The organism is Pseudarthrobacter sp. L1SW, from assembly GCF_020809045.1.
Classification (GTDB): domain Bacteria; phylum Actinomycetota; class Actinomycetes; order Actinomycetales; family Micrococcaceae; genus Arthrobacter.
In genome coordinates this window covers 679,611-700,371 of sequence record NZ_CP078079.1, presented here as the reverse complement: position 1 = coordinate 700,371, position 20,761 = coordinate 679,611, and the positions used below count along the sequence as shown (strand labels likewise).

The following is a 20,761-nucleotide window of genomic DNA, read 5'->3' as shown; positions in this document are numbered from 1 at the left end:
GGACGCATGGGGAAGAGCGGAAAGTTTGCGGTTGTTGCCGGTGTTGTTGCGGCCGGCCTGCTGGTGCTGACCGGGATGACGCTCGCCGAACCAGTGTTCGTGGCGTTCCTCGGCGTCCTGGCGCTGGCATGCCTGGCATGCATCATGGAGATCCTGAACCGGGGCCGGCGCCTGGCCCTGCTGGCAGCCGGCGCGGGCACCAGCCTCACCATCGGTTTTTCCCTCGCCTTCGTCAGCACGTGGGAACTGGCGTTCGCAGGCGAGTCCTCATTCATCGGAACGCCGCTGCCTACCCACGACCCCGACAACTACTTTTTCGGTGCTGCCGCCGCAGGCCTGGTGACCCTGCTCGTGCTGTTCCTGGGCGCTGCCTGGCCCCGCGGGCGTCGGCTGCAGCCGCTGTCGCGGAAGGACACGGCCGGACGGGGCACGGCCGGACGGGGCACGGCCGGACGGGGCAGGGCCGGACGGGGCAGGGCCGTACGGGGCGCGGCTGGACGGGGTACCACTGGACGGGGCACCGCTGGACGGGGCACCGCTGGTGGAAAGAGTACGGCCGGCAGGGGCACGGCAGGCCGCGGCACTTCCGTCAAGGGACGGACGACGGCGGCCGGCAGGCCCGCGGCCACGGCAACAGCAACGGCAACGGCCTCGGGGCAGCGCAAGCCGGCCCCGCAGGCGACGCCGCGGACCCGCGGCGAGGGAACCGGGGGCCTCCGCGCACCTGCCCGGGTGCCCTCCACGCCAGCCAACCGGCCGTCGTCGTCCGCCTCCCCTGCCAGGACACCGCCGTCGAAAACCGGAGCCAAACCCACACAGCGCCGGTGACCCCGCCCGTCCCCTCCGGACTGGGGGCAGCTAGTGGGCCCGGGGAACCTTGAACCTGGTGATGCGCGCGTCCTGTCCGTCCAGCTCCGCCCAGGATTTCTCCGTTTCCAGGACGGTGAGGGCATTCGTGGGGTACCTGGTGGCGGCGTCCATGTAGGCGTCGTGGTCCGAATCCCGCGAGGCCAGGTGCATTGCCAGATCCTGGACGCCCGGCAGGTGCGAAATCACCATCAGTGTGGTCACGGTATCCGGAACGTGGTTGATCACCGTGAGCATCCGGAGTGCCGAGGCAGCGTACAGCCCGTCCTCAAGCTTGGGGGTGGGCGCCTTGTCTCCGAGTTCGGAACACACCCAGGTACAGGTCTGCCGGGTCCGCAGTGCGCTGGAGCAGAGGATGAAGTCCGGGACGATGTTGTGCTTGAGCAGCCAGCGGCCGGCCAGGGGTGCCTCCCGGTGGCCCCGCTCCTCCAGCGGGCGCTCGTGATCGGCCACCCCGCCAGGCCAGTCGGCCTTGGCATGGCGCATGATCACAAGCCGTCGAAGATGGTGCCCACTCATGCCCCAAGCCTAGCGGGAGGGACCAGCCAGAAGCAGCGTCACGCAGGGCACGCTTTCAGCCTCGCCCGGGAAGACACACGGCGGAAACTCAGGCCTCGCCACCAAAGCAGAGCTCAAAAGCGTGCCCACAGTGACGCGAGCCCCACCAGCCGCGGAGGCCCAGTGCCTGGAGAGGCCGGGACGCGCAACAGGTGGTGCCTGGGTCATGCCGGTCGCCGTAGCGCAGCGAGGCGTCCTGAAAGCGCCGTTGTTGCGTGAGGCACGAGCGCAGGCGCCGAAGGATGCCTCGCGAGAGCGAAGGCGACCAGCCCGGCAGGAGCAGGTCGCCTTCGCGCGAAAGTGAGTTAGATCGAGTATTCCGGAGCGGCCCAGACCACAACTTCGGGGTGCTCGTAGAACCGGTATCCCTGGCCGCGGACCGTGCGTACGGTATTGGCGAGGCGGCCCAGCTTGGAGCGCAGCCGGCGGATGTGGACGTCGATGGTGCGCTCGTTGGGGACCTCTTCGGCGTTGCGCCACAGGCCTTCCAGGAGCTCGTCGCGGCCCACGGTGCGGGTGCCGTTCTCCACCAGGTAGTTCAGGAGTTCGAACTCCTTGAACGTCAGGTTGAGCGACTCGCCGTCCAGGTGGACTTCGCGGCGGGCGAGGTCGATCAGGACACCGGACGGGCGTGGCTCCTGGGCCTGCGCGGGACGCGCGGCCTCAGTGCGCGGGCGGGTGTTGACGGTGGGGTCACCGAACGTGGAACGGACGACGTCGAGCGCGGAACCGGGGGTGCCTGCGGGAGCCACTGCGACGGCTGCGTAGCTTTCGGCTCCGGACACCAGCGACTGGGCGTAGGCACGGATCTCCTGGGCCAGCTTGGCGATGGATGTCCCGGCGGCTGCCGCGGTTTCCTCGTCGATGCCCATGTAGAGGACGAATCCGCGGGCAACGTTGTCATTGGCGACAGGACGGACGGCAGCCGGGCCGGCCACTACGGGGGTGGGGGCCGTCATCGGTGCAGCCTCCGCCGGCTGGACGGCGCGGAGCTGCCCGTAGGAATTGGGGTTGAAGCCCTGGGGCGCGTAGCCCTGGGCAGGAAAGCTGCTTCCGGAAGCAGAGGGAGCAAGGGCAGGGCGGGGGCCGAAACCGGGGCGGAGGCCGGAGGCCTGGCCCGCCTTGGCGGCGTTACGGACGGAGATGTGGACGTATCCGGATGCAACTGTCATGTTTGCTTACCTCAATGTGAATGGCCGTCATCACGGCCCGAATGCTGGGTTTCCCCGCAATGCGAACTGGGGAGGGGCGCCCGACGCTGGGCTGGGGGCGAATGCCTAAGAACTTCGGAGGGTGGGAAGGTCAGGCGTGCATTCGACAACAGCGCATGTCGGCAGCAGCGGATGTGCTGGGCCAATATTCTGCGGCTGCAGGTGCTGTTGAGTTCTTGTTCACATTGGAAGTGTGCAGCGTAACAATGACAACTTGCAAGTAACAATGGACCGGATCGTCCGCATTATGAGACGAATTGGGCTAATGTGCCGCAGATCACGATTCTGGCATAGCCGCAAAAATAACGCTTGTTATCCGTTACCAGCCGCCAACATGGCCGGACTGCAGAATGATATTCGACGGAACAGCGCTCAGGCGTCCACATATTCAACACCCGGACTGATAGGGAAATCCCACTCACCGCGCCGCTGGCGTGTCCAGCCGCCTCCAATTCCGGACAAGAAAATTTCCACGGACGGGCAGCAGAAGCCGGCGGCAGGGGTCTGCAAATGCCTGGCGGGCAATTCGGCAGCGGCAGCAAGGCGGCAGCAAGGTGGCAGCCGAAACAAGGCAGCAGCACCGCGGTACCGGCCGCTGCGGACGTTCAGCTCGCTAGGCTGGGATTCACAGCTTGGGCACAGGAACGCCATAGCCGGGCTTAAACCAATGATCGGAGAGTTGTTCCATGGCCACTTCGCACTCCATGACAAACAACCTCCCCAAGCTCACCCATCCGGGCGGTTCCCCCATCAGGGCGCTGGTGGTGGATGACGAACCCAGCCTCTCTGAACTCATGAGCATGGGCCTGCGCATGGCGGGCTGGTCAGTGGCGGTTGCCGCCGATGGTCCCGCAGCGGTGAAGCTGGCCAAGGACTTCCGCCCCGACGTCCTGGTCCTGGACGTCATGATTCCGGGGTTCGACGGCGTCGAGGTCCTGGGCCGGATCCGCGCCTTCGCGCCCGAGGTCCCCGCGCTCTTCCTGACTGCCAAGGATGCCGTCCAGGACAGGATCGTGGGCCTGGCTGCCGGCGGGGACGACTATGTCACCAAGCCGTTCAGCATGGAGGAAGTCCTGCTGCGGCTGCACCGGCTGGTCCAGCGGTCCGGCGTTGCCGCCATGGACACTGCCGAACTGGTGGTGGGAGACCTTGTGCTCAACGTCGACACCCGGGAGGTGACCCGCGCGGGCGAGGAGCTCCAGTTGACGGCCACCCAGTTCGAGCTGCTGCGCTACCTCATGGAAAACCCCAAGCGCGTCATCAGCAAGGCCCAGATCCTGGACCGGGTGTGGAATTACGACTTCGGCGGACAGGCAAACATCGTGGAGCTCTACATTTCCTACCTGCGCAAGAAATTGGATGCCGTGCACCCGCCCATGATCCACACCGTGCGGGGCGCCGGGTACGTCATCAAACCGGCGGAGTAGGCGCGCCATGACCTCCGTGCAGACGGCGGAGCCGCAGCGCCGGAGCTGGCTCAGGCCCAACACCTGGCATCTGCGGACCCGGCTCATCCTCCTGGCCATGGCGCTGCTGGTCGCCATCTGCGGTGCAGTGGGCGTGGTGAGCTATGCCTCCATGGACGCTTTCCTCACGCGCCAGCTGGACGAGCAGCTGGGCCAGGCCGCAGCCCGCTCCAACGATCCCGGCCGCCCTCCGTCCGGCGGCTTCAATGGCAGGGACCCCCTGGATTCCCGCGGCCAAAGCGTGGGAACGCTGAACGCCCGTATCCTCAACGGCCAGGTCAACAGCGCTGGCTTCCTCGCAGCGGATACCACCCGCTCCGCGCTGTCCACGGAGGACAAGCAGGTCCTGCTGGCATTGGCCACCGACGCCCGGCCTGTTGACCGCACGCTTTCAAACGGCGACTACCGGCTGGTCGCGGTCAAAACCAGTTTCGGCGACGTCCTGGTCACCGGGCTTCCCCTGGCGGCCAAGGAGAGCACGCTCACGTCCCTGGTCTGGACCTTCGTGGTTGTCTCGCTGGGCGGGTTGCTCCTGATCGGGCTCGCGGGCACGGTCCTGATCCGCCGCACTATGAAGCCCCTTGAGCAGCTCTCCGAGGTGGCCACGCGCGTTTCACAGTTGCCGCTGGATGCCGGTGAGGTAGCACTTGCTGTACGCGTACCGCCGTCGAACTCCAATCCCGGAACTGAGGTGGGCAGCGTGGGGCACGCACTGAACCTCATGCTGGACAACGTTGCCAATGCGTTGCAGGCGCGGCAGAAGAGCGAAACCAAGGTGCGGCAGTTCGTGGCTGACGCTTCCCATGAGCTGCGCACGCCGCTGACCGCAATCCGCGGCTACACCGAGCTGATGAGGATGACGGAAAACCTTACTGCGGACGGGGAGAAGTCGCTGGCGCGGGTCCAAAGCCAGTCGGAACGGATGACCGCCTTGGTGGAGGATCTCCTGCTGCTCGCGCGGCTTGATGAAGGCCAGCCGCTGAAGCTCAGCGAGGTGGACCTGACCCAGCTGGTGGTGGAAGGCGTCAGCGACGAAAAAGTCATGGCTCCCGGGCACACCTGGCGCCTGGAGCTTCCCGACGAGCCGGTGGTGGTCAAGGGGGATCCATCCCAGCTGCGGCAGGTGTTGATGAACCTGCTCTCCAACGCCCGCAAGCACACCCCTCCCGGCACCACGGTGGTCACGGGCGTGGGGAAAACGCCGGAGGGCGCCGCGGTGGTGACGGTAACGGACGACGGCGGCGGCATTCCGCCTGAGTTCGTGGACCACGTCTTCGCGCGGTTTGCCCGCGTAGACGCGGCCCGCGCGGGCACCGCCAACGTTGCCCTCGCCGCTGAGGGAACCAGCGGCCTGGGGTTGTCCATCGTCGAGTCCATCGTCGAGGCCCACGGCGGACGGGTAACGGTAACGTCGCAACCGGGCCACACGCAGTTCACCTTGCAGCTGCCCTTGTTCCGCGGAATGGCGCAAGGCGACGCGCCCTCGTCGTGATCCCCGTTACCAAAATGTGACTTTTGTCCTGCACTCCTGTACCGTCGATAGGGTGCGTTCCGCGATCGGACCGCATATCCCGGGTTGACGCCAAGCTCTGCCACTTCCCGGATTCCTCTTGAGCAACGGCAGAGGCGGGGGACCCACCGTCCCGGGCACTCAATGCCCTTGGGGTTAAGCCTGCACGTGTTTTATCCGTGCGGCCGGATGCCCTCATCCGAACCCGACAGCTAACTCCGCAGGTGTGAGAGGCGATCCATCATGTCAAAGTTCCTTGTAAAACCACGCCCGCTTTCAGGCTCCGACGCCAGCGCTCCGCGCGCAGCAGGCAAAATCCCGTCCTTCGGCCAGCGCGCCGCGATCCTGGCAGCGTCCTGCGCCCTCCTCGTTGGAGTCGGCGCCGCGGGCCAGGCCACTGACACCAGCGCCCGCGTGGCCGCCACTGAAGCGCAGGCCTCGGAGGCCCAGTCGAAGCTGAGCATGGAGCAGAGCGAAATCCGTGCCAACCCCGCGCCTGCCGCCCCGGCAGAGCCGATCAACGTTGTCCCGCAGGCCGCCGAACCGGCTCCAGCCCCGGCCGCGGAACCCGCGCCAGCTCCTGCGCCCGAGCCGGCACCTGCCCCGGCGCCCGAACCGGCACCCGAGCCCGCACCCGTCGTCGCGGTTAACGATCCCGCAGGCGCCCAAGCGTACGCTGCCGGTCAGCTGGCTTCCTATGGCTGGGCACCAGACCAGATGCAGTGCCTGCAGACCCTGTGGACCAAGGAATCGGACTGGACCACCACGGCCACCAACCCGAGCAGCGGCGCCTACGGCATCGTCCAGTCCCTGCCGGCTGAGAAGATGGCCAGCGCCGGCGCCGACTACCTCACCAACTACCGCACGCAGATCAACTGGGGCCTGGACTACATCCAGGAGCGCTACCAGTCCCCGTGTGGAGCACTGAACTTCCACTACGCCAATAACTGGTACTAAACCGAGGCAGCTTGCCCCTCGCGGTCCAGTACGTCCCGGCCCGGGATGTACTGGACCGCCCACCGGTTCCCGTCAGGGTCGGCGAAGTACACAAAATGGCCCCAGTCCTGCACGTCCACATCGCTGACCTCCACCCCGTTGGCCTTCAGCTGCGCATGGGCGGCCTGGATGTCATTGACCACGAGCTGCAGGTTTGAGCCTGTGCCGGGAGGCGCATCCGTGAGCCCTTCCCCAATGCAGATGGAGCAGGCAGACCCTGGCGGGGTCAGCTGCACGAACCTGATGGAGTCGCTGGGCCGCTCGTCGAAATCTGCGTTGAAGCCCACTTTGTTGACGTAGAAGTCTTTGGCGCGGTCCACATCGGACACGGGCACAAAAACGAGTTCCAGTTTCCAGTCCATGCGCACAGGCTAAGCCTTGTGTTGGGAAGCGGGAAAGGCTTGAGTCCTAGCCTGCGATGCCGTACAGCCGGTCGCCGGCGTCGCCGAGGCCGGGGACGATGTAGGACTTTTCGTTGAGCTTCTCGTCGATGGACGCCAGGACAATAGTGACGTTTGCGCCGGAGAGTTCTTCCTCCAGCTTGGCCAGGCCTTCCGGCGCGGCGAGCAGGCAGATGCACGTGACATCGGAGGCGCCGCGCTTGAACAGGAACTTGATGGCTTCGCGCAGTGTTCCGCCGGTGGCAAGCATGGGATCCAGCACGAAGATCTGCCGGTCGGTGAGATCCTCGGGGAGGCGCTCGGCGTAGGTGATGATGTCCAGGGTTTCCTCGTCACGGGCCATGCCCAGGAAGCCCACTTCAGCGGTTGGGACCAGCTTGGTCATGCCCTCCAGCATGCCCAGTCCCGCACGAAGGATGGGGACCACCAGTGGAGTGGGTTTGGTGAACGCCGTGCCCACGGTGGTGCTGACGGGGGTTTCGATGGTGACGGGCTCGGTGCGGACCTCTCGGGTGGCCTCGTAGGCGAGGAGGGTCACCAGCTCCTCCGTCAGCTGCCGGAAAACCGGGGACGGGGTGTTTTTGTCCCGGAGGACGGTGAGCTTATGGGCGACCAGCGGGTGGTCAACAACGAGAGTGCGCATGGGTCAAAACTATCACCCGGCATTACCCTCGCCCCGGTCGGTGTGCCGCCCGTCATGGTGCACCGCGTCGGCCACTACATCCCGCACCACGGGGCGTTCAAACGTGGGCGCAGGGCCTGCGTGCTCGCGGCGCCGTATCAGGTGGAACAACCGGTGGGCCAGGATCACCATGCACACCCAGGCGAGGCCAAGGAACCAGCCGGCCATTACATCGGTCAGCCAGTGGTGTCCCAGGAAAACCCTGCTCAGGCCCATGGCGATGATAAAGATGGCGCCGGCCGTGATCGCGGCGATCCTGGCCCAGAGGATCCGGAACTGAAGGCACATCAGGTAGACCAGGACCCCGATCACCACCGTTGTGTTCAGGGTGTGTCCGCTGGGGAAGGACGGTGTGGTTTCATAGGGCGGCACAGCCTCCGAATGGTCCGGCCGCGCCCTGCCCACCAGGCGCTTGCCCAGGGTGGTGGCCGTTGTGGAAACGAGGGCAGCACCGCCCACCAGGACGATGGGCCGCCAGGTCCTGCTCAGGAATGTCAGCCACGCGGTGAGGATGCTGGCAAGAATGGGCATCCCGATCCCGCCGCCCACGTTGGTAAAGCCCGTGGCGAAGGCATCCACGTCCGGGTTCCGCAGCGATTGGGAGTATTCCAGTGCAGGAATATCGAGGCTCGCCAGCCCTTCCTCGTCCACCACGTTCGCGTACACCTCGGCGCCGAGCAGGGCCAGGGCGACCACCAGTGTTCCCCCAATGATCATGGTCAGCCACAAGGCGGCGTAGGGCTTGATCCACTTGTCCATGCGGTCTCGGACGGTGCTCACTGTGCCTCCCGGCGGCTGGGCGTCACGGGCTTTGGTTATCCCACGAAACTATCATTGAGCCATGGTCTCCGCAGATAAAAAATTCGACGCGTGGATGGGCCTTGCCCTGGCTGAGGCCCGCCGCGCCCTCGCCACGGAGGATGTGCCGATTGGTGCGGTGGTGCTGGGTCCCGACGGCGCCGTGCTGGGTTCCGGGCGGAACCAGCGGGAGGAGCTGGGCGATCCCACTGCCCATGCCGAAATGGTTGCTATCCGCGAGGCGGCGGACCGGCTGCGCCAGCTTTCACTGCTCGACGGCGGAACCGGGGACGGCTGGCGGCTTGCCGATTGCACCCTGGTGGTAACCCTTGAGCCCTGTGCCATGTGCGCCGGCGCCGTTGTCCTGGCCCGGATTCCCCGCGTGGTCTTCGGGGCGTGGGATGAGAAGGCGGGGGCGGCCGGATCCGTGTTCGACGTGCTCCGCGAGCGCCGCCTGAACCATTGGGTTGAGGTCTACCCCGGCGTGCGCGAGGCGGAATGCGCCGGACTGCTGCGTGAGTTCTTCGCCGGGCACCGTACGCGGCTCTAATTCCGGATGGCGTCCAGCACCACGGCCGCTGTGCGGTCCCAGCCCGGCAGCCTGTTCCTGGCCTGAACCGCCCTCTCCCGCCAGGAAGCCCTGGTTGCGGGGTCCTCCAGCCAGCTGCGGAGGACCTGGGCAAGCAGGGCGGGGTTGGCAGGGTCATCATCGGCGGGGAACGCAACCTTCGCTCCTGGAAGCGAGCCGCCGTCGTCGTCCGTTCCCGGCGCGCCGAGGCGCAAGGCTTCAACCGCGCCCGTTCCGTCGCGCACGATAACGGGGATACCCCGGGCGAGCGACTCAGTGACCACCATGCCGAAAGCCTCAGCGCGGGAGACCAGCAGGCTGAGATCCGCCCGCTGCCATGCGCTTTCCAGCGGCTGGCCGGTCAGCTCGCCGGTGAGCTGGATCCGCCCGTCCAGCCCGTTCGCATGAACGGCGGCGCGAACCTTGCCGGTGTACCCGCCGTCTGCCTGGTCCGATCCCACCAGCGATGCCGTCCAGTCGAGGTCCTGCAGCAGGCCCAGCGCCTCAACCACAAGCAACTGGTCCTTGTTGGGCAGGAGTGCGGCGACGGTGACGATGTGGGGCGGCGCGGATCCTCCGGCCAAGGGCGCCGGATCGGTGCCGGGAAGGGCAACCTTGAGCCCGCGAAGGGCGTGGCGCGCCGCCAGGACATCCCTGGCCCAGGTGCTGGTGCACAGCACCCCGGCGGCGGCGCGCAGGGACCTCGCCTCGAGCCCGTGGCGGGCGGGGGCCGGCATGTGGACCAGCACCCAGGTTTCCCGGCCGGCTTTGGCCGCGAACTCCAGCTCATCCGGCGCACCCATGGCGATCAGCCCGTCCACCAGCGTCACGATGCCCTGCGGCCGTGCACCCTGCTGGCCCGCGCCGTGCTGGCTTGTGCCCTGCTGGCTTGTGCCCTGCTGGCTTGCCGCTTGCTGGCCCGCGCCGTGCTGGCTTGTGCCCTGCTGGCTTGCCGCTTGCAGTCCTGCCGCCTGCTGTTCCGCGTCCTGCTTGCCCGCGCCCTGCAGTCCCGCGTCCTGTTCCCAGGCGCCGAGGAGGCTGCCCAGCCGGCGCCGCGCGTGTGCACTGGCTTCCGGCCAGGCGCCGTCCACTGCGATCACTTCGACTTCTGTCCCCAAAGCCTCCAGGCCCTGCACCAGCCGCGCGTTGTAGACGTTGCCGCCGGAATGGTGGTGGATGTTGCCGGGGACCAGCAGTCGGATGCGGGGCACTGGATCAGGCTGCCGGCAGCAGGTCCAGCGAATAGGTGGCCCAGGCGTCCGGGTTCTCGCGCAGGGTGACGTCGATGCCCGCAAGCTGCCCGCCGTCGTCGTCATTCTTCAGCTTGTCCGCAACGGACTGGGCAATGTACTCGGCCAGCGCCTCGGTGGTGCTGAGTTTGCCCGTGAAGTCCGGGTGCTCGTCCAGGTTGCGGTAGTTCAGGCCTGCCAGCACCTCCTCGATCAAGGTGCCGGCGGCGCCGATGTCCAGCACGATCGCGTCATCGTTAAGCGTCCGACGGCGGAAGGACACCTCGGCCACAAAGGTTGCCCCATGCAGTGCCTGGGCGGGCCCGAACGCCTCACGGGGAAGGCTGTGGGCGATCATGAAGTGGCGGCGGACGGTCAGGCTGAACATGGGCTACCTCTGGTCTTCTCGGGTCTGGCGGGAATCTTCGTTCTGGGCGTCTTTGTTTCGGCGGTCTTCGTCGTGGGGGTACTCAATCACGTGGCACAAGGCCTCAAGGTTCCCGTGGGCGAGGTCCTGCACGGTGTCAGGCAACTCGGCGAACGGCGAGGTACCGGTGAGGAAGGTGTCGAAGACGGGGTCCTTCAGCAGCGAGACGGCGAGGTCCAGGCGGTCGGCGCTGGTCCGGCGGTGCCGGCGGGCGCGTGCCACCACACCTACCTGGCTGGCCCTGATGGATAGCCGCCGGGCATGGAAGTCCTCCCCCAGCGGCAGGGTCACCTCCCGGTTGGCGTACCAGGACATCTCGATGACGTCCCCCTCGTCGCCCACGAGCTGCAGGCTCCGCTCAAGGCCTTCCTGGGATGCAGAGCAGTGGAAGACGATGTCGCAGTCGGCCAGGGCGTCATCCGGGTGGGCAAAGTCCACGCCCAGGGAATCCGCCAGGCGCTTCCGGCCCGGATCCAGGTCCACCAGCTGCAGCCGTTGCAATGGGAAGGTCCTCAGCAGGGTGGCAACCATGCCGCCCACAAGGCCCGCTCCCACCACTGCAATCCGGTCACCAAGGCGCGGACCCGCTTCCCACAATGCGTTGACCGCGGTTTCCACCGTCCCGGTGAGCACCGCCCGGCGGGAGGGGACGTCGTCAGGGATTTTCGTCAGTGAACTGACCGGCACCACGTAGAGGTCCTGGTGGGGATTCAGGCAGAAGACGCGCTTCCCGACCCAGCTTTCCGGCCCCTCCTCCACCACCCCCACGGACAGGTACCCGAACTTCACCGGCCCGGGGAAGTGTCCCTCCTGGTGGGGCGCCCGCATCTCCTCGGCAACCCGGGGCGGAACAGCGCCTGCGTGGACCACCATTTCCGTGCCCTTGCTGATGCCCGAATACAGGGCGCGGACCAGGGCCTCGTCCGGCCCGCGGGCCGGCAGCTCCTCGGGACGAAGCTCCCCGTGCTCCTTGGCGGTGGTCCAGTAGGCGGTTGCGTGCATGGGACTGGATTGATTAGTCATCTTGCTGATGAATCTAGCGGGCCCCGTGCGTGGTGGAAAGTTCGACGGCGGCATACCCCCGGTTCCGTCCCTTCCTCCCTGACGGGAGACGCACTCCGGGCCGCCGCGATCATCACGATCACCACGAGGGCTTCATGACGTGACGCCGGTGCTTGCCTGGCAGGCCATTTCCCACCAGGCATCTTCGGGCAGCGGGTCCTTGGGCGGCTGGTACCCAGGCAGGAACCAGTCAGCATAGGTGTCCTCGGGCAACTCCTCCTGGGGATACGGGTCCTGAGAAGACGGCTCCTGGGGATATAGATCCTGGGGCGACAGATCGGTTGGTGGAGGCCAGCCAGGAGATAAGTCATCAGGCAGCGGCAGCTCCGAAAGGTCATCGGGTGGACGCCACAGTTCCGAAGGGTCATCGGCGAGACGCCACAGTTCCGAAGGGTCATCGGCTAGACGCCACAGTTCCAGGAGGTCATCAAGCGCGCGGAGCTCGTCCGGCACAGCGCGCTCCGGCCAGTGGGGTGGTTCCCAGTCCTGGTGTTCGCTTGTGTAGTGGCGGCCGGTGGGTGAGGTCCAGCCGGGTGGTTCGGTTGTGGTGGCGGGGGTGGGTTTCCAGCCGCTGGTGTGGCGGAGCTTGTGGTGTTTCGGGCAGGGCTGGCCCAGGTTGCTGATTCCGGTGGTGCCGCCTTGGTGCCAGGCGAGGAGGTGGTCGGCTTCGTTGTCCAGGGAGCTGTTGCTGCAGCCGGGGAAGGGGCATTTTCCGTCCCTGAGCCTGAGCCAGGTCCGCATCGCCTTGGTTACCCGGTAGCTGGTGCGGCCGATTTCCAGTGGTGCTCCGTCCCGCGGGTCAACCAGGACCCGGTGGAACGAGTCCGCCCCGCCGGCGACGAGGTCCCGTGCCATCGAGGCCGGGATGGGGCCGTGCCCGTCCAGCACCGCGGGCTCGTCCGTGAGGCCCATCAGGGAGAACACGGGCACGGTGACCAGCACCTGCGGCCGAATCGAAGTCGACGGGCCCGGACCTGCCGCCTCCCCGCCGCCGGAACCGCCCGCGTCGTGCCCGTCGCCGTACCCGCCGTTGTGCCCGGCACTGCCGGAACTGCCGTCGTCGTGCCCAGCACTGTTTGGCTCGCCGTGCCCGGCACTGTTTGGCTCCTCGTGCCCGTCGCTGTGCCCGGCACCGGTTGGCCCGCTTGTCCCGGCAGCACCGGAACTGTTCCTGCTGTTCCCGCTGGTGGTGCCGCTGGTGAGAAGTGCTTCGGCGAAGGTGTCGGCCCGGAGCTGGGTCAGGGTGCGGGCCTCGTCCGGTCCCTGCCTTCCCCGGGAGATGGCGGTGAGCCGGTTCCAGATCGCGGATGCCTGGTCCGCGGGCAGGTAGGCGGCCACCCAGGCCATCGCATCGTTGTCCGGCCAGTACTCGATCCGCCGGTCCGCGGCGGACCTGGCGTGCCGTTTCTCCAGGCTTTCGGGGTGGTGCCGTTCCCGCCAGGCCCGGGCCCGGGCCTTGAACCGGTAGGCCGGCATCTCCCCCACCGGGCACCCGCGGACCGCGCTCGGGGCGTCCGGGTCCAGGAAGTGCGCTTCCAGGGCCGCTGCCGCGGCAGGGGCCAGGCTTACAGCCTGGTCCACCATGGTCCGGGCGTGGGCCCAGGAGATGGTCCCGGCCTGCAGGGCGGCGAGGGTCCGGGGCAGGGACGTGGTCAAGGCATGGGCTTCGGCCAACAGCGCTCCGGCTGCCCGGTCCCCGATGGCCAGCGCGCACCCGACTTCGGCCACCAGGCTCCGGTCCTGCGCCGTGGCCTCGTGCGGGGAGACCGGCGGAGGGTTCAATGCCTTCATGGCCCCGGCAAGGACTGCAGCGGCCAGCGTCTTCATCGCCGCCACCTTCGCTTCCGACCGCGCCACGCCACCAAGGACTTCCAGGGCCGCATCAGCAATCCGCTGCAGCGGATCATCATCATGCCCGCAAGGACCACAGCCAGCGGAAACGCCAGAACTTCCACCCAGCGCAGCCATAAACGCCGCGACCGAAGCATCAAGCGCTTCCTCCGCCTGCACCACCACCGGGTTCGAATCCATACCTCCATCATCGTGAGGGGGTCCGACATTATTGGGCCCTCAGCCCACCGCTGGGAAAAAATGTTTTGGATTTTTCTTAGACCACCTCCGCCCGGGCAGTCACCAGCCTGTCCGGTCGGTCCCGTTTTGGGGATGGGCGCCTCGCTCCGGTACCCTATTGAGGTTGGTGACGTGTCCGAGCGGCCGAAGGTGCAACACTCGAAATGTTGTTTGGTGTAAAAGCCAACGTGGGTTCAAATCCCACCGTCACCGCCACTTGAAAGGTCCTGCTTTCCTTTAGACCAAGGGAAGCAGGACCTTTTCCCTTGCCGGGACGGAGCTGTTCCCGCTTGAGGGAAGCTCGGCCTTATGCCCCGTCGGCGAGGCATTCGCCCAGGCACAGGGCACAAGGCAAGACCCGCCGTCCCGCCTTGGAAAGCCAACTGAAAAACTCCTTCCCAATTGGGGCTTGCTCACAAATTCTGCGCAGTCAGCGGTGGATACGATGGGCGGACCGGACAGAGCCGTCCGGGACAGATCGACCCAGAAGGAACCCATGACCTCGGTGACGGTGGACGACATCCTCTCGGACCTCCCCTTGGGGTTCGCGAGCCTCGTCCTCCGGCCAGCGCAGGGATCCGCGATCGAACGGTTCCTGATCGTGGACGGCGAGGACGAGACCTGGAATGGTGATGGCGCCTTCGTCCTGTTGATCGGTGTCCGCGGTCGGTCCGCCTTGCCTGCCTTGCGGCGGCTGCGGCTCAGCGCGCCCCCGGTGGTTGCGGTCAAGGGAAGCCTCGAAGAGCTCTCCGAAGCAGAAGAGCTCCTGCGCGACGCCGGCACCGGCCTGCTCCTGGTGAACCCGGCGGCGGACTGGGATCGCCTGTTGTCCATTGCCAAGGACCGGATCCAGCCCCGCAGCTACCAAAGTGAAGTCCTGACACTGCTGGAGGAAGACCTCTTTGCCATCGCCCAGACTACCGCCCGGCTAACCTCCAGCCATGTGGTGATCGAGGACGCGGCCAACAAGGTCCTGGCCTACTCCACCGTTTCCAATGACATTGATGAACTTCGGAAGGCCTCAATCCTGGCCAGGCGCGGCCCCCGGAAATACGAGCTGCTGCTGAAGGACCTCGGAGCCTACCGCGAACTGCACGGGACACGGCTCCCCGTGCGGGTTCCGGCCAGGCCGCAGGACGGACTGCGCGAACGCGTGGCCATTACCCTGTTCGCCGGGGACCGGATCATGGGCTACATCTGGCTCCAGGAGACCGGAGAAGGCTTCGGCCCGGACGTTGACCATGTGCTGAAAGGGTCTGCCGCCCGGACCTCAGCCGAGCTGATCCGTTACCGCAACCAGCAGTCGGTGCACATGCGTGAGGACAGGGTTACCCGGATCCTCTCAGGTCCGGCTGAGGCGGCAGCCAGCGCGCACAGTGAAAAGATCCCTGCCGGGCGACCGGCAGCGCTGATCCTGCTCGGAATTTCGGACGCGGAACCGCCGGCCGATGACGCCGCCCTGAAGCACGGCGAGCTTGCCAACCTGGCATCCATCCACGCGGCCGCGTACAAGGCCTCAGCCATAGTGGGCCAGTTCAAAGGTGACACAGCAGTGATCGTTCCGGGACTCCAGTCGAACGCCTCGGAACCCGGGATCAAGGGCCTTGCCGAGTCAATCGTGCGGGACGCCCGCAAACACCTCGGCATCAGCCCGTTTGCGGCGGTGGGTCCCGTGGTGCCCGATTTGCTGTCCATCCACTCCATCACCCGGATCACCGAAGCGTTGTTGGACTGCGTCGGCAGGTCTTCCCAAAAGACTGTGGCCACCGTGGATGACTTCGAGGGAGAAATCCTTTTCCGCGAGGCAGCACGGAATTTCTCGTCGTCGACCTTCCGGCATCGCAGCCTCTCGGCCCTCCTGCAGGATGATGCTGAACTTGCGGAAACCCTCCGGGTGTACTTCGAGTCTTCGCTCGATGTCTCGGCGTGCGCCCAACAGATGAAGCTGCACAAAAATACGGTCTACTACCGGATCAACAAGGCATCAAGGGTGACCGGCCTGGACTTCGGCAACCCCCGGGACTCATTGGTGGCTTTGCTCCATATCCAGGAATGGGCCGGAACATCCAAACAAACATCGGGCAGGAAATGACCACCACGCTTGCGGCGCCGCCGCTCGGCCCCCTCCTCGAAGACCTCGTCCGCAGTCACCGCCCGCACGACGAAAGAGGCTCAGTACCGGCGAACATCCCGTTCCTGGCAGAAGTTCCTTTCAACAGGTTTGGCATTGCCGTTGCCACCGCTTCCGGCCAGGTCTTCAGTTCCGGGGACGCGGACGTCCCGTTCTCCATTCAAAGCATCTCCAAAGTGTTCACCCTGGCCATGGCCCTCCACGGCGACACAACAGGAAGGCTCTGGTCCCGGGTCCTGCGCGAGCCTTCCGGCACAGCATTCAACTCACTGGTCCAACTTGAAGTTGAACACGGGATCCCTCGGAACCCCTTTATCAACGCCGGCGCTTTGGTGGTCACGGACCACTTGATGGAAAGAACGTCCGACGCCGCCACGTGGCTTTTGCGGTTCCTCACCACCCAGGCGGGCAGCACCGGTCCGTACATCGATGAGGCGGCAGCGGCCAGCGAACTGTCCGGCAGCGCCCGCAACCTGGCATTGGCGCACTTCCTCAAGGATTTTGGCAACCTGCAGCAGACTGCGGAATCGGTGGTGGAAAACTACGTCCGCCAATGCTCCATCATGATGACCTGCATTGAACTGGCCAAGGCAGGGCTATTCCTCGCCCGGGAAGGACAGGGAACGATCGGACCGGTCCTGTCTCCCAGCGACGCCAAACGCGTTGGTTCCATCATGCTGACCTGCGGCATGTACGACGCAGCCGGGGAGTTCGCGTACCGGGTGGGCCTGCCCGGCAAGAGCGGTGTGGGCGGCGGCATCCTGGTCATCGTTCCCGGTGAATGCTCCATCTGCGTCTGGAGTCCCCGGCTCGACGCCAAGGGGAATTCCCTCGCCGGCACTGCCGCCCTCGCCGACCTTTCGGACCGCACCGGCTGGTCCGTTTTCTAACCCACCCGTTTTCTGGCCCAGGCGTTGCTGACCCATGCGCGCCCCGACGACACAACGCCTTTCCCTACCAGCAGGATCTTCTCCAGATCGAAAGGCGGTACCATCCGCACTCGACGCCGCCCTGGCGGCCATCGAGGAGGATGGCGTGTTCGCCCTCATCCACCTTGTCGTCGAACAGCGCGTAAAGGCGTATTGAGGCGCGGACCGGCAGGGGCAGCGCGGACTTAGCAGCAGGGTTCCGGCAAAGAGCAGCGGACGACGGCGGGAGGTCCCGTCGTCGTCCGCTGCTGTTGAGTGGCTGGTAACCTAAGCCGCTGCGCCCTCGACGACCCGCTTGGGCGTGACGGACGGAACGCCGTCGCCATCTTGCCCGTACAGCCAGTCGTTGTACTGGAAGTTGTTGTCCTTCCGGCTCTTGAACAGCAGGTTGCGCAAGGTGCGGGCCAGGCCGGACACGTGCCACGACTCGCCCCACACCCGGGCCGTGCGCTGCACCCGGGCGGTCCGGCCGGCGCGGACACTGTTGAAGTCGCGGAGGGCCTCGTCCCACCCGTCCTTGTTGATGCCGTCCGCAGTAAACACGGTGCCCGCGGTGGCGTCCTGGAGGGCCGCAGCATCCTCAAGGGCCTGGCAGGCGCCCTGGGCCAGGTACTGGAGCATGGGGTGTGCGGCGTCGCCCATCAGCACCATCCGGCCGGCCACCCAGTTCTCGATGGGGTCGCGGTCGTACATGGGCCAGCGGATGCCGGTGGCCAGGTTCTTCAGCGCTTCCTGCACAGCCGGCACGCAGTCCTTGTAGGCCGCCTCGAGTTCGTCCACTCCCCCGTACTGCTCCTCGCCGCGTTCGAAGGAGGGCGACTTGAAGACGGCAACGGTGTTGAGCAGTTCGCCCTTGCGCAGCGGGTATTGCACCAGGTGGCAGTCCGGGCCCAGGTAAACAATGACATCCTCCAGGTCGGCCTTCGGGGTCGCTGGCGTGATGGGCACGGTTCCGCGGTACGCCACGTACGCGGACGAGACGGGCTGGTCATCGGCCACGAGCGGGCGCAGGGTGGACCGCAGGCCATCGGCGCCGATCACCACGTCCGCCTCGAAGTCCACGCCGGCGGCAGTGTGCGCCACGCCGCGGCCGCCCACGGTCTCGACACTCTCAACCATGACGTCGTTGACGAGCTTGACGCCGGCGGCTTCACAGCCTTCCAGCAGGACACGGTGCAGGTCGCTGCGGTGGATCACAACGTACGGCGCGCCATAGCGTTCCTCGAATTCGCCGTTGAGCGTCTGGCGGGTGAGCTCCTCGCCGGTGACGGCGTCGCGGAACAGCAGGTGCTTGGGCTGCACGCCGATTTCCAGTGCCTTTTCGAGCAAGCCCCAGCGGCGGAGGATGCGGGAGGCGTTGGGGGCCATCTGCAGCCCGGCACCCACCTCGCCGAACTCGGGGGCGCGCTCCACGAGGGTCACGTTGGCACCGTTCTCGCGCAGGGCGAGGGCTCCGGCCAGGCCGGCCATGCCCCCTCCGATCACCAGGACATCGGTGGACGTGGCGTGCTCAGACATTGCTAACTCCTGTTGTTGGGGTTGAAGAGGATACGGAAAGTTTTGCTTTGAGGTTGATGCCGACGGCGGTCAGCAGGACCGCGGCAACCGCGGCCGCACCGGCGAAGGCAAGGAAATTGGAGTTGACGCCCAGGCCGGCAGCCAGCAGGAGGCCGCCCACCTGGGGAGCTACGACGGCGCCGATCCGGCCAGTGCCCAGTGCCCAGCCAAGTGCCGTTCCCCGCAAGTGGGCGGGATAATGGCTCGCCACCGCGGCGATGATGAGGCACTGCGTGCCGTGGGTTCCGACGCCGGCGAGCACCAGCATGAGGTAGACGACGGACACAGGCGGTCCGCTCACCAGCACCACCAGCGCGACGGCGGCGACGGCGGCGGCTGCGATCGCCGTCGGAATTGGCCCAAAGCGCGTCCCCGCCCAGGCCGTGATGACGGAGCCGGCCACCGCGCCAAGGTTCAGGGCCAGGGCGAACGTCAGGGCGGAGCCCAGGTTGTAGCCCGCCAGCTGCATGAGGTTCGGCAGCCACGTGCCCAACCCGTACCACGCGAAGAGGGTGGCGATGGTGGCAACGGCGAAGAGCATGCTGATGCCCAGGTACGGGGCGCGGAGCAGGGACGAGAACCCGGAGGCGGTTTTGGCGGCACGTGTTCCTTCGCCGGCCGCAGCGTTGGTTTCGCCGGGCCGTGCCGTCTTGGCCGGTGTAAGGGTCTCGGGCAGGTACTTGAGCCCAAGGGGCACAACGATCACCAGTGCCAGCACAGCCACGAGGAACATCGCCTGCCAGCCGAAGGCCGGAATCAGCTGGATGCCCACGAGGGCCGCGATGGAGCCGCCGATCGGGACACCGGACATCATCAGTGTGGCCACGATGGAGCGCCACTTGGTGGGTACCAGTTCGGCCACCAGGGCATTCGCGGAGGGCACCAGACCGCCAAGCCCGATGCCGGCCAGGAGGCGCAGGACTCCGAAGATGGCGGCGCTGGGAGCGAAGGCGCAGAGGACGGTGAAGACGGAGAACACGATGGCACATCCGAGGATGGTCCTGCGGCGGCCCCACGAATCGGCCATTCGGCCGGCGAAGATCGCGCCGATCATCATGCCCAGGAAGGCCATGGAGCCCACCGTCCCGGCGGTTGCCTTGGTCAGGCCCCACCCGGTTTCGGAAATGAGGGAGGACTGGACAGTGCCGTAGACGATGAGGTCGTAACCATCGAAGACCACCAGCAGCCAGCAGACAAGGACTGCCGCTGCCGAGGCCTTGGAGAACCGGCCGTGCCCATCATTGGACACGGCATTGAACGCGTCATGGGACGTGGGGGCGGAAGCCCCGGGCGAGGACCGGTGCGTCGCTGCAGCGGGAAGTGTGTGATTCATCCCACTACTGTCATGGCCAGCCAAGATGAACCACAATACAATTCTGATGTGCAGAAAAAGCAGGACGCTCGGTCCACCTCCCCGACGGCTGGCCGCAAGCCTGCGCAGAAGAAGCCCGTGCAGAAGCGGCCCACCTATTCCATCGAGGCGGTGGACAACGCGCTGCAGCTCCTCCAGCTCCTGCGCGACGGCGGCCCGTTGCGGCTGAAGGATGCCGCCGAGGAGCTGGGGGTTGCCCCCTCCACGGCGCACCGCCTCCTGGCGATGCTGGTCTACCGGGGATTCGCCGTGCAGGACGAAACCCGGCGCTACGTTCCGGGCCCGGCCATGGGCGTGGGCCCGGCTGGGCTGAGCTGGACCAGGCTGCTGCGCTCGCTCGCCCAGCCCCACATGGAGCTGCTCTCCGCCCAACTCAACGAGACCGTGAACCTCATGGTGCGGGTGGGCACCAAGGTCCGTTTCCTGGCAACCGTTGAGGGAAACAACGTCCTGCGGGTCGGCGACCGGCAGGGGACCGTGATGCCCGCCAACAAGACCTCCGGCGGTAAGGCCATGCTGGCCGAACTGGAACCGCACATGCTGGACCAGCTCTTTCGCAGCAACAACGCCGAGATCGGCGGGGACACCATCCCGGATGACGAATATCCCGCCTTCCTCCGGGAACTTGAATCCATCCGGGCAAACGGCTTTGCAGCCAACTTCGAGGGCACCGAGGACGGGGTGAGCGCCCTGGGGATGGCGCTGCACAACCGGCACGGGCACGTGGTGGGCGCCCTCAGCGTCGCCACCCCCGCCACCCGCTTCCGGACGGTGTTCGACGCCGGCCTGGTCCAGGCGCTGCGCGAATGCTGCCGACAGCTGGAGATCGACATTGCGGCGAACCCGGCAGAGCCGGACTAAACAGCGCCGGACTAAACAGCGCCGGACTAAAGGCCGCACCAACCCGCCCGCACAACCCGCCCGCAC

Annotated in this window: 19 protein-coding genes, 1 tRNA gene and 1 riboswitch; of the genes, 9 read left to right on the top strand and 11 right to left on the bottom strand. The window is 66.6% G+C overall.

Annotated features, from left to right (window positions below):
* The first annotated feature begins 6 nt into the window (after window positions 1–6).
* Entirely contained in the window at window positions 7–828 is an 822-nt protein-coding gene (locus tag KTR40_RS03375) for a hypothetical protein (protein WP_228405274.1), read from the top strand.
* 30 nt (window positions 829–858) lie between these two features.
* Here KTR40_RS03375 and KTR40_RS03370 read toward each other — a convergent pair whose 3' ends face one another.
* Together KTR40_RS03370 and KTR40_RS03365 are read right to left on the bottom strand one after the other, a co-directional pair.
* Window positions 859–1,386 carry a histidine phosphatase family protein gene (locus tag KTR40_RS03370; protein WP_139028001.1) on the bottom strand — a complete coding sequence of 176 codons (528 nt, stop codon included), beginning with the start codon at window positions 1,384–1,386 and terminating at the stop codon, window positions 859–861.
* 344 nt (window positions 1,387–1,730) lie between these two features.
* Window positions 1,731–2,597 (bottom strand): winged helix-turn-helix domain-containing protein, encoded by an 867-nt coding sequence (locus KTR40_RS03365; protein WP_139028000.1) that lies wholly within the window; start codon window positions 2,595–2,597, stop codon window positions 1,731–1,733.
* 725 nt (window positions 2,598–3,322) lie between these two features.
* On the opposite strand from KTR40_RS03365, the gene KTR40_RS03360 reads away from it, so the two are divergent.
* The 3 genes from KTR40_RS03360 to KTR40_RS03350 all read left to right on the top strand — a co-directional run bounded on the left by KTR40_RS03360 (window position 3,323) and on the right by KTR40_RS03350 (window position 6,569).
* Window positions 3,323–4,063 carry a response regulator transcription factor gene (locus KTR40_RS03360; RefSeq protein WP_228405273.1) on the top strand — a complete coding sequence of 247 codons (741 nt, stop codon included), beginning with the start codon at window positions 3,323–3,325 and terminating at the stop codon, window positions 4,061–4,063.
* A gap of 7 nt (window positions 4,064–4,070) precedes the next feature.
* Entirely contained in the window at window positions 4,071–5,594 is a 1,524-nt protein-coding gene (locus KTR40_RS03355) for a HAMP domain-containing sensor histidine kinase (RefSeq protein ID WP_228405272.1), read from the top strand.
* A gap of 95 nt (window positions 5,595–5,689) precedes the next feature.
* A riboswitch (cyclic di-AMP (ydaO/yuaA leader) is annotated at window positions 5,690–5,850 on the top strand.
* Between the two features lie 5 nt (window positions 5,851–5,855).
* Window positions 5,856–6,569: a hypothetical protein gene (locus KTR40_RS03350; protein ID WP_228405271.1), complete on the top strand. Its 714-nt coding sequence runs from the start codon at window positions 5,856–5,858 to the stop codon at window positions 6,567–6,569.
* Here the strand turns inward: KTR40_RS03350 and KTR40_RS03345 are convergent.
* Genes KTR40_RS03345 through KTR40_RS03335 form a run of 3 tightly spaced genes read right to left on the bottom strand, consistent with a single transcriptional unit; the run spans window position 6,566 to window position 8,450 of the window.
* Entirely contained in the window at window positions 6,566–6,970 is a 405-nt protein-coding gene (locus tag KTR40_RS03345; RefSeq protein ID WP_228405270.1) for a glyoxalase superfamily protein, read from the bottom strand. The genes KTR40_RS03350 and KTR40_RS03345 overlap by 4 nt on opposite strands.
* 46 nt (window positions 6,971–7,016) lie before the next feature.
* Window positions 7,017–7,652, bottom strand: coding sequence for a uracil phosphoribosyltransferase (gene upp / locus KTR40_RS03340; protein ID WP_013599856.1), 636 nt, complete (start codon window positions 7,650–7,652; stop codon window positions 7,017–7,019).
* A 12-nt stretch (window positions 7,653–7,664) separates the two neighbouring features.
* A complete protein-coding gene (locus KTR40_RS03335; protein WP_139028077.1) occupies window positions 7,665–8,450 on the bottom strand; it encodes a phosphatase PAP2 family protein in 786 nt (261 codons plus the stop codon).
* Between the two features lie 82 nt (window positions 8,451–8,532).
* On the opposite strand from KTR40_RS03335, the gene KTR40_RS03330 reads away from it, so the two are divergent.
* Window positions 8,533–9,039 carry a nucleoside deaminase gene (locus tag KTR40_RS03330; protein ID WP_139027996.1) on the top strand — a complete coding sequence of 169 codons (507 nt, stop codon included), beginning with the start codon at window positions 8,533–8,535 and terminating at the stop codon, window positions 9,037–9,039.
* On the opposite strand, the gene KTR40_RS03325 is transcribed toward KTR40_RS03330, so the two are convergent.
* The 4 genes from KTR40_RS03325 to KTR40_RS03310 form a co-directional block, all read right to left on the bottom strand.
* Complete coding sequence (locus KTR40_RS03325) at window positions 9,036–10,268, bottom strand: glycosyltransferase family 4 protein (RefSeq protein ID WP_228405269.1); 1,233 nt, start codon at window positions 10,266–10,268, stop codon at window positions 9,036–9,038. The two genes, KTR40_RS03330 and KTR40_RS03325, sit on opposite strands and share 4 nt — an antisense overlap.
* A gap of 4 nt (window positions 10,269–10,272) precedes the next feature.
* On the bottom strand, window positions 10,273–10,674 hold the full coding sequence (locus KTR40_RS03320; protein ID WP_228405268.1) for a 6-carboxytetrahydropterin synthase: 402 nt from the start codon (window positions 10,672–10,674) through the stop codon (window positions 10,273–10,275).
* 3 nt (window positions 10,675–10,677) lie between these two features.
* Complete coding sequence (locus KTR40_RS03315) at window positions 10,678–11,736, bottom strand: zinc-binding alcohol dehydrogenase (RefSeq protein ID WP_228405267.1); 1,059 nt, start codon at window positions 11,734–11,736, stop codon at window positions 10,678–10,680.
* Between the two features lie 132 nt (window positions 11,737–11,868).
* The gene (locus KTR40_RS03310; protein WP_228405266.1) at window positions 11,869–13,806 is read right to left on the bottom strand and encodes an HNH endonuclease signature motif containing protein; all 1,938 of its coding nucleotides are present in this window, start codon (window positions 13,804–13,806) and stop codon (window positions 11,869–11,871) included.
* 165 nt (window positions 13,807–13,971) lie between these two features.
* Here KTR40_RS03310 and KTR40_RS03305 point away from each other — a divergent pair.
* The 3 genes from KTR40_RS03305 to KTR40_RS03295 all read left to right on the top strand — a co-directional run bounded on the left by KTR40_RS03305 (window position 13,972) and on the right by KTR40_RS03295 (window position 16,866).
* Window positions 13,972–14,061, top strand: a tRNA-Ser gene (locus KTR40_RS03305).
* Between the two features lie 280 nt (window positions 14,062–14,341).
* A complete protein-coding gene (locus tag KTR40_RS03300; RefSeq protein ID WP_228405265.1) occupies window positions 14,342–15,937 on the top strand; it encodes a CdaR family transcriptional regulator in 1,596 nt (531 codons plus the stop codon).
* Window positions 15,934–16,866 (top strand): glutaminase, encoded by a 933-nt coding sequence (locus KTR40_RS03295; RefSeq protein ID WP_228405264.1) that lies wholly within the window; start codon window positions 15,934–15,936, stop codon window positions 16,864–16,866. Before KTR40_RS03300 ends, KTR40_RS03295 begins: the two co-directional genes overlap by 4 nt.
* Before the next feature lie 306 nt (window positions 16,867–17,172).
* On the opposite strand, the gene KTR40_RS03290 is transcribed toward KTR40_RS03295, so the two are convergent.
* Window positions 17,173–18,423 carry an FAD-dependent oxidoreductase gene (locus KTR40_RS03290; protein WP_228405263.1) on the bottom strand — a complete coding sequence of 417 codons (1,251 nt, stop codon included), beginning with the start codon at window positions 18,421–18,423 and terminating at the stop codon, window positions 17,173–17,175.
* Window positions 18,416–19,795 carry an aromatic acid/H+ symport family MFS transporter gene (locus KTR40_RS03285; protein ID WP_228405262.1) on the bottom strand — a complete coding sequence of 460 codons (1,380 nt, stop codon included), beginning with the start codon at window positions 19,793–19,795 and terminating at the stop codon, window positions 18,416–18,418. Before KTR40_RS03285 ends, KTR40_RS03290 begins: the two co-directional genes overlap by 8 nt.
* 48 nt (window positions 19,796–19,843) lie before the next feature.
* Here KTR40_RS03285 and KTR40_RS03280 point away from each other — a divergent pair, with 48 nt between their 5' ends.
* Entirely contained in the window at window positions 19,844–20,695 is an 852-nt protein-coding gene (locus tag KTR40_RS03280) for an IclR family transcriptional regulator (protein ID WP_228405261.1), read from the top strand.
* The last annotated feature ends 66 nt before the right edge of the window (window positions 20,696–20,761 follow it).

Coding starts and splice junctions, on each gene's coding strand:
- KTR40_RS03345 (WP_228405270.1), bottom strand. CDS start 6,970: ATGGACTGGAAACTGGAACTCGTTTTTGTGCCCGTGTCCGATGTGGAC.
- KTR40_RS03285 (WP_228405262.1), bottom strand. CDS start 19,795: ATGAATCACACACTTCCCGCTGCAGCGACGCACCGGTCCTCGCCCGGG.
- KTR40_RS03310 (WP_228405266.1), bottom strand. CDS start 13,806: ATGGATTCGAACCCGGTGGTGGTGCAGGCGGAGGAAGCGCTTGATGCT.
- KTR40_RS03295 (WP_228405264.1), top strand. CDS start 15,934: ATGACCACCACGCTTGCGGCGCCGCCGCTCGGCCCCCTCCTCGAAGAC.
- upp (WP_013599856.1), bottom strand. CDS start 7,652: ATGCGCACTCTCGTTGTTGACCACCCGCTGGTCGCCCATAAGCTCACC.
- KTR40_RS03370 (WP_139028001.1), bottom strand. CDS start 1,386: ATGAGTGGGCACCATCTTCGACGGCTTGTGATCATGCGCCATGCCAAG.
- KTR40_RS03330 (WP_139027996.1), top strand. CDS start 8,533: ATGGTCTCCGCAGATAAAAAATTCGACGCGTGGATGGGCCTTGCCCTG.
- KTR40_RS03350 (WP_228405271.1), top strand. CDS start 5,856: ATGTCAAAGTTCCTTGTAAAACCACGCCCGCTTTCAGGCTCCGACGCC.
- KTR40_RS03320 (WP_228405268.1), bottom strand. CDS start 10,674: ATGTTCAGCCTGACCGTCCGCCGCCACTTCATGATCGCCCACAGCCTT.
- KTR40_RS03365 (WP_139028000.1), bottom strand. CDS start 2,597: ATGACAGTTGCATCCGGATACGTCCACATCTCCGTCCGTAACGCCGCC.
- KTR40_RS03360 (WP_228405273.1), top strand. CDS start 3,323: ATGGCCACTTCGCACTCCATGACAAACAACCTCCCCAAGCTCACCCAT.
- KTR40_RS03335 (WP_139028077.1), bottom strand. CDS start 8,450: ATGGACAAGTGGATCAAGCCCTACGCCGCCTTGTGGCTGACCATGATC.
- KTR40_RS03375 (WP_228405274.1), top strand. CDS start 7: ATGGGGAAGAGCGGAAAGTTTGCGGTTGTTGCCGGTGTTGTTGCGGCC.
- KTR40_RS03355 (WP_228405272.1), top strand. CDS start 4,071: ATGACCTCCGTGCAGACGGCGGAGCCGCAGCGCCGGAGCTGGCTCAGG.
- KTR40_RS03315 (WP_228405267.1), bottom strand. CDS start 11,736: ATGACTAATCAATCCAGTCCCATGCACGCAACCGCCTACTGGACCACC.
- KTR40_RS03290 (WP_228405263.1), bottom strand. CDS start 18,423: ATGTCTGAGCACGCCACGTCCACCGATGTCCTGGTGATCGGAGGGGGC.
- KTR40_RS03300 (WP_228405265.1), top strand. CDS start 14,342: ATGACCTCGGTGACGGTGGACGACATCCTCTCGGACCTCCCCTTGGGG.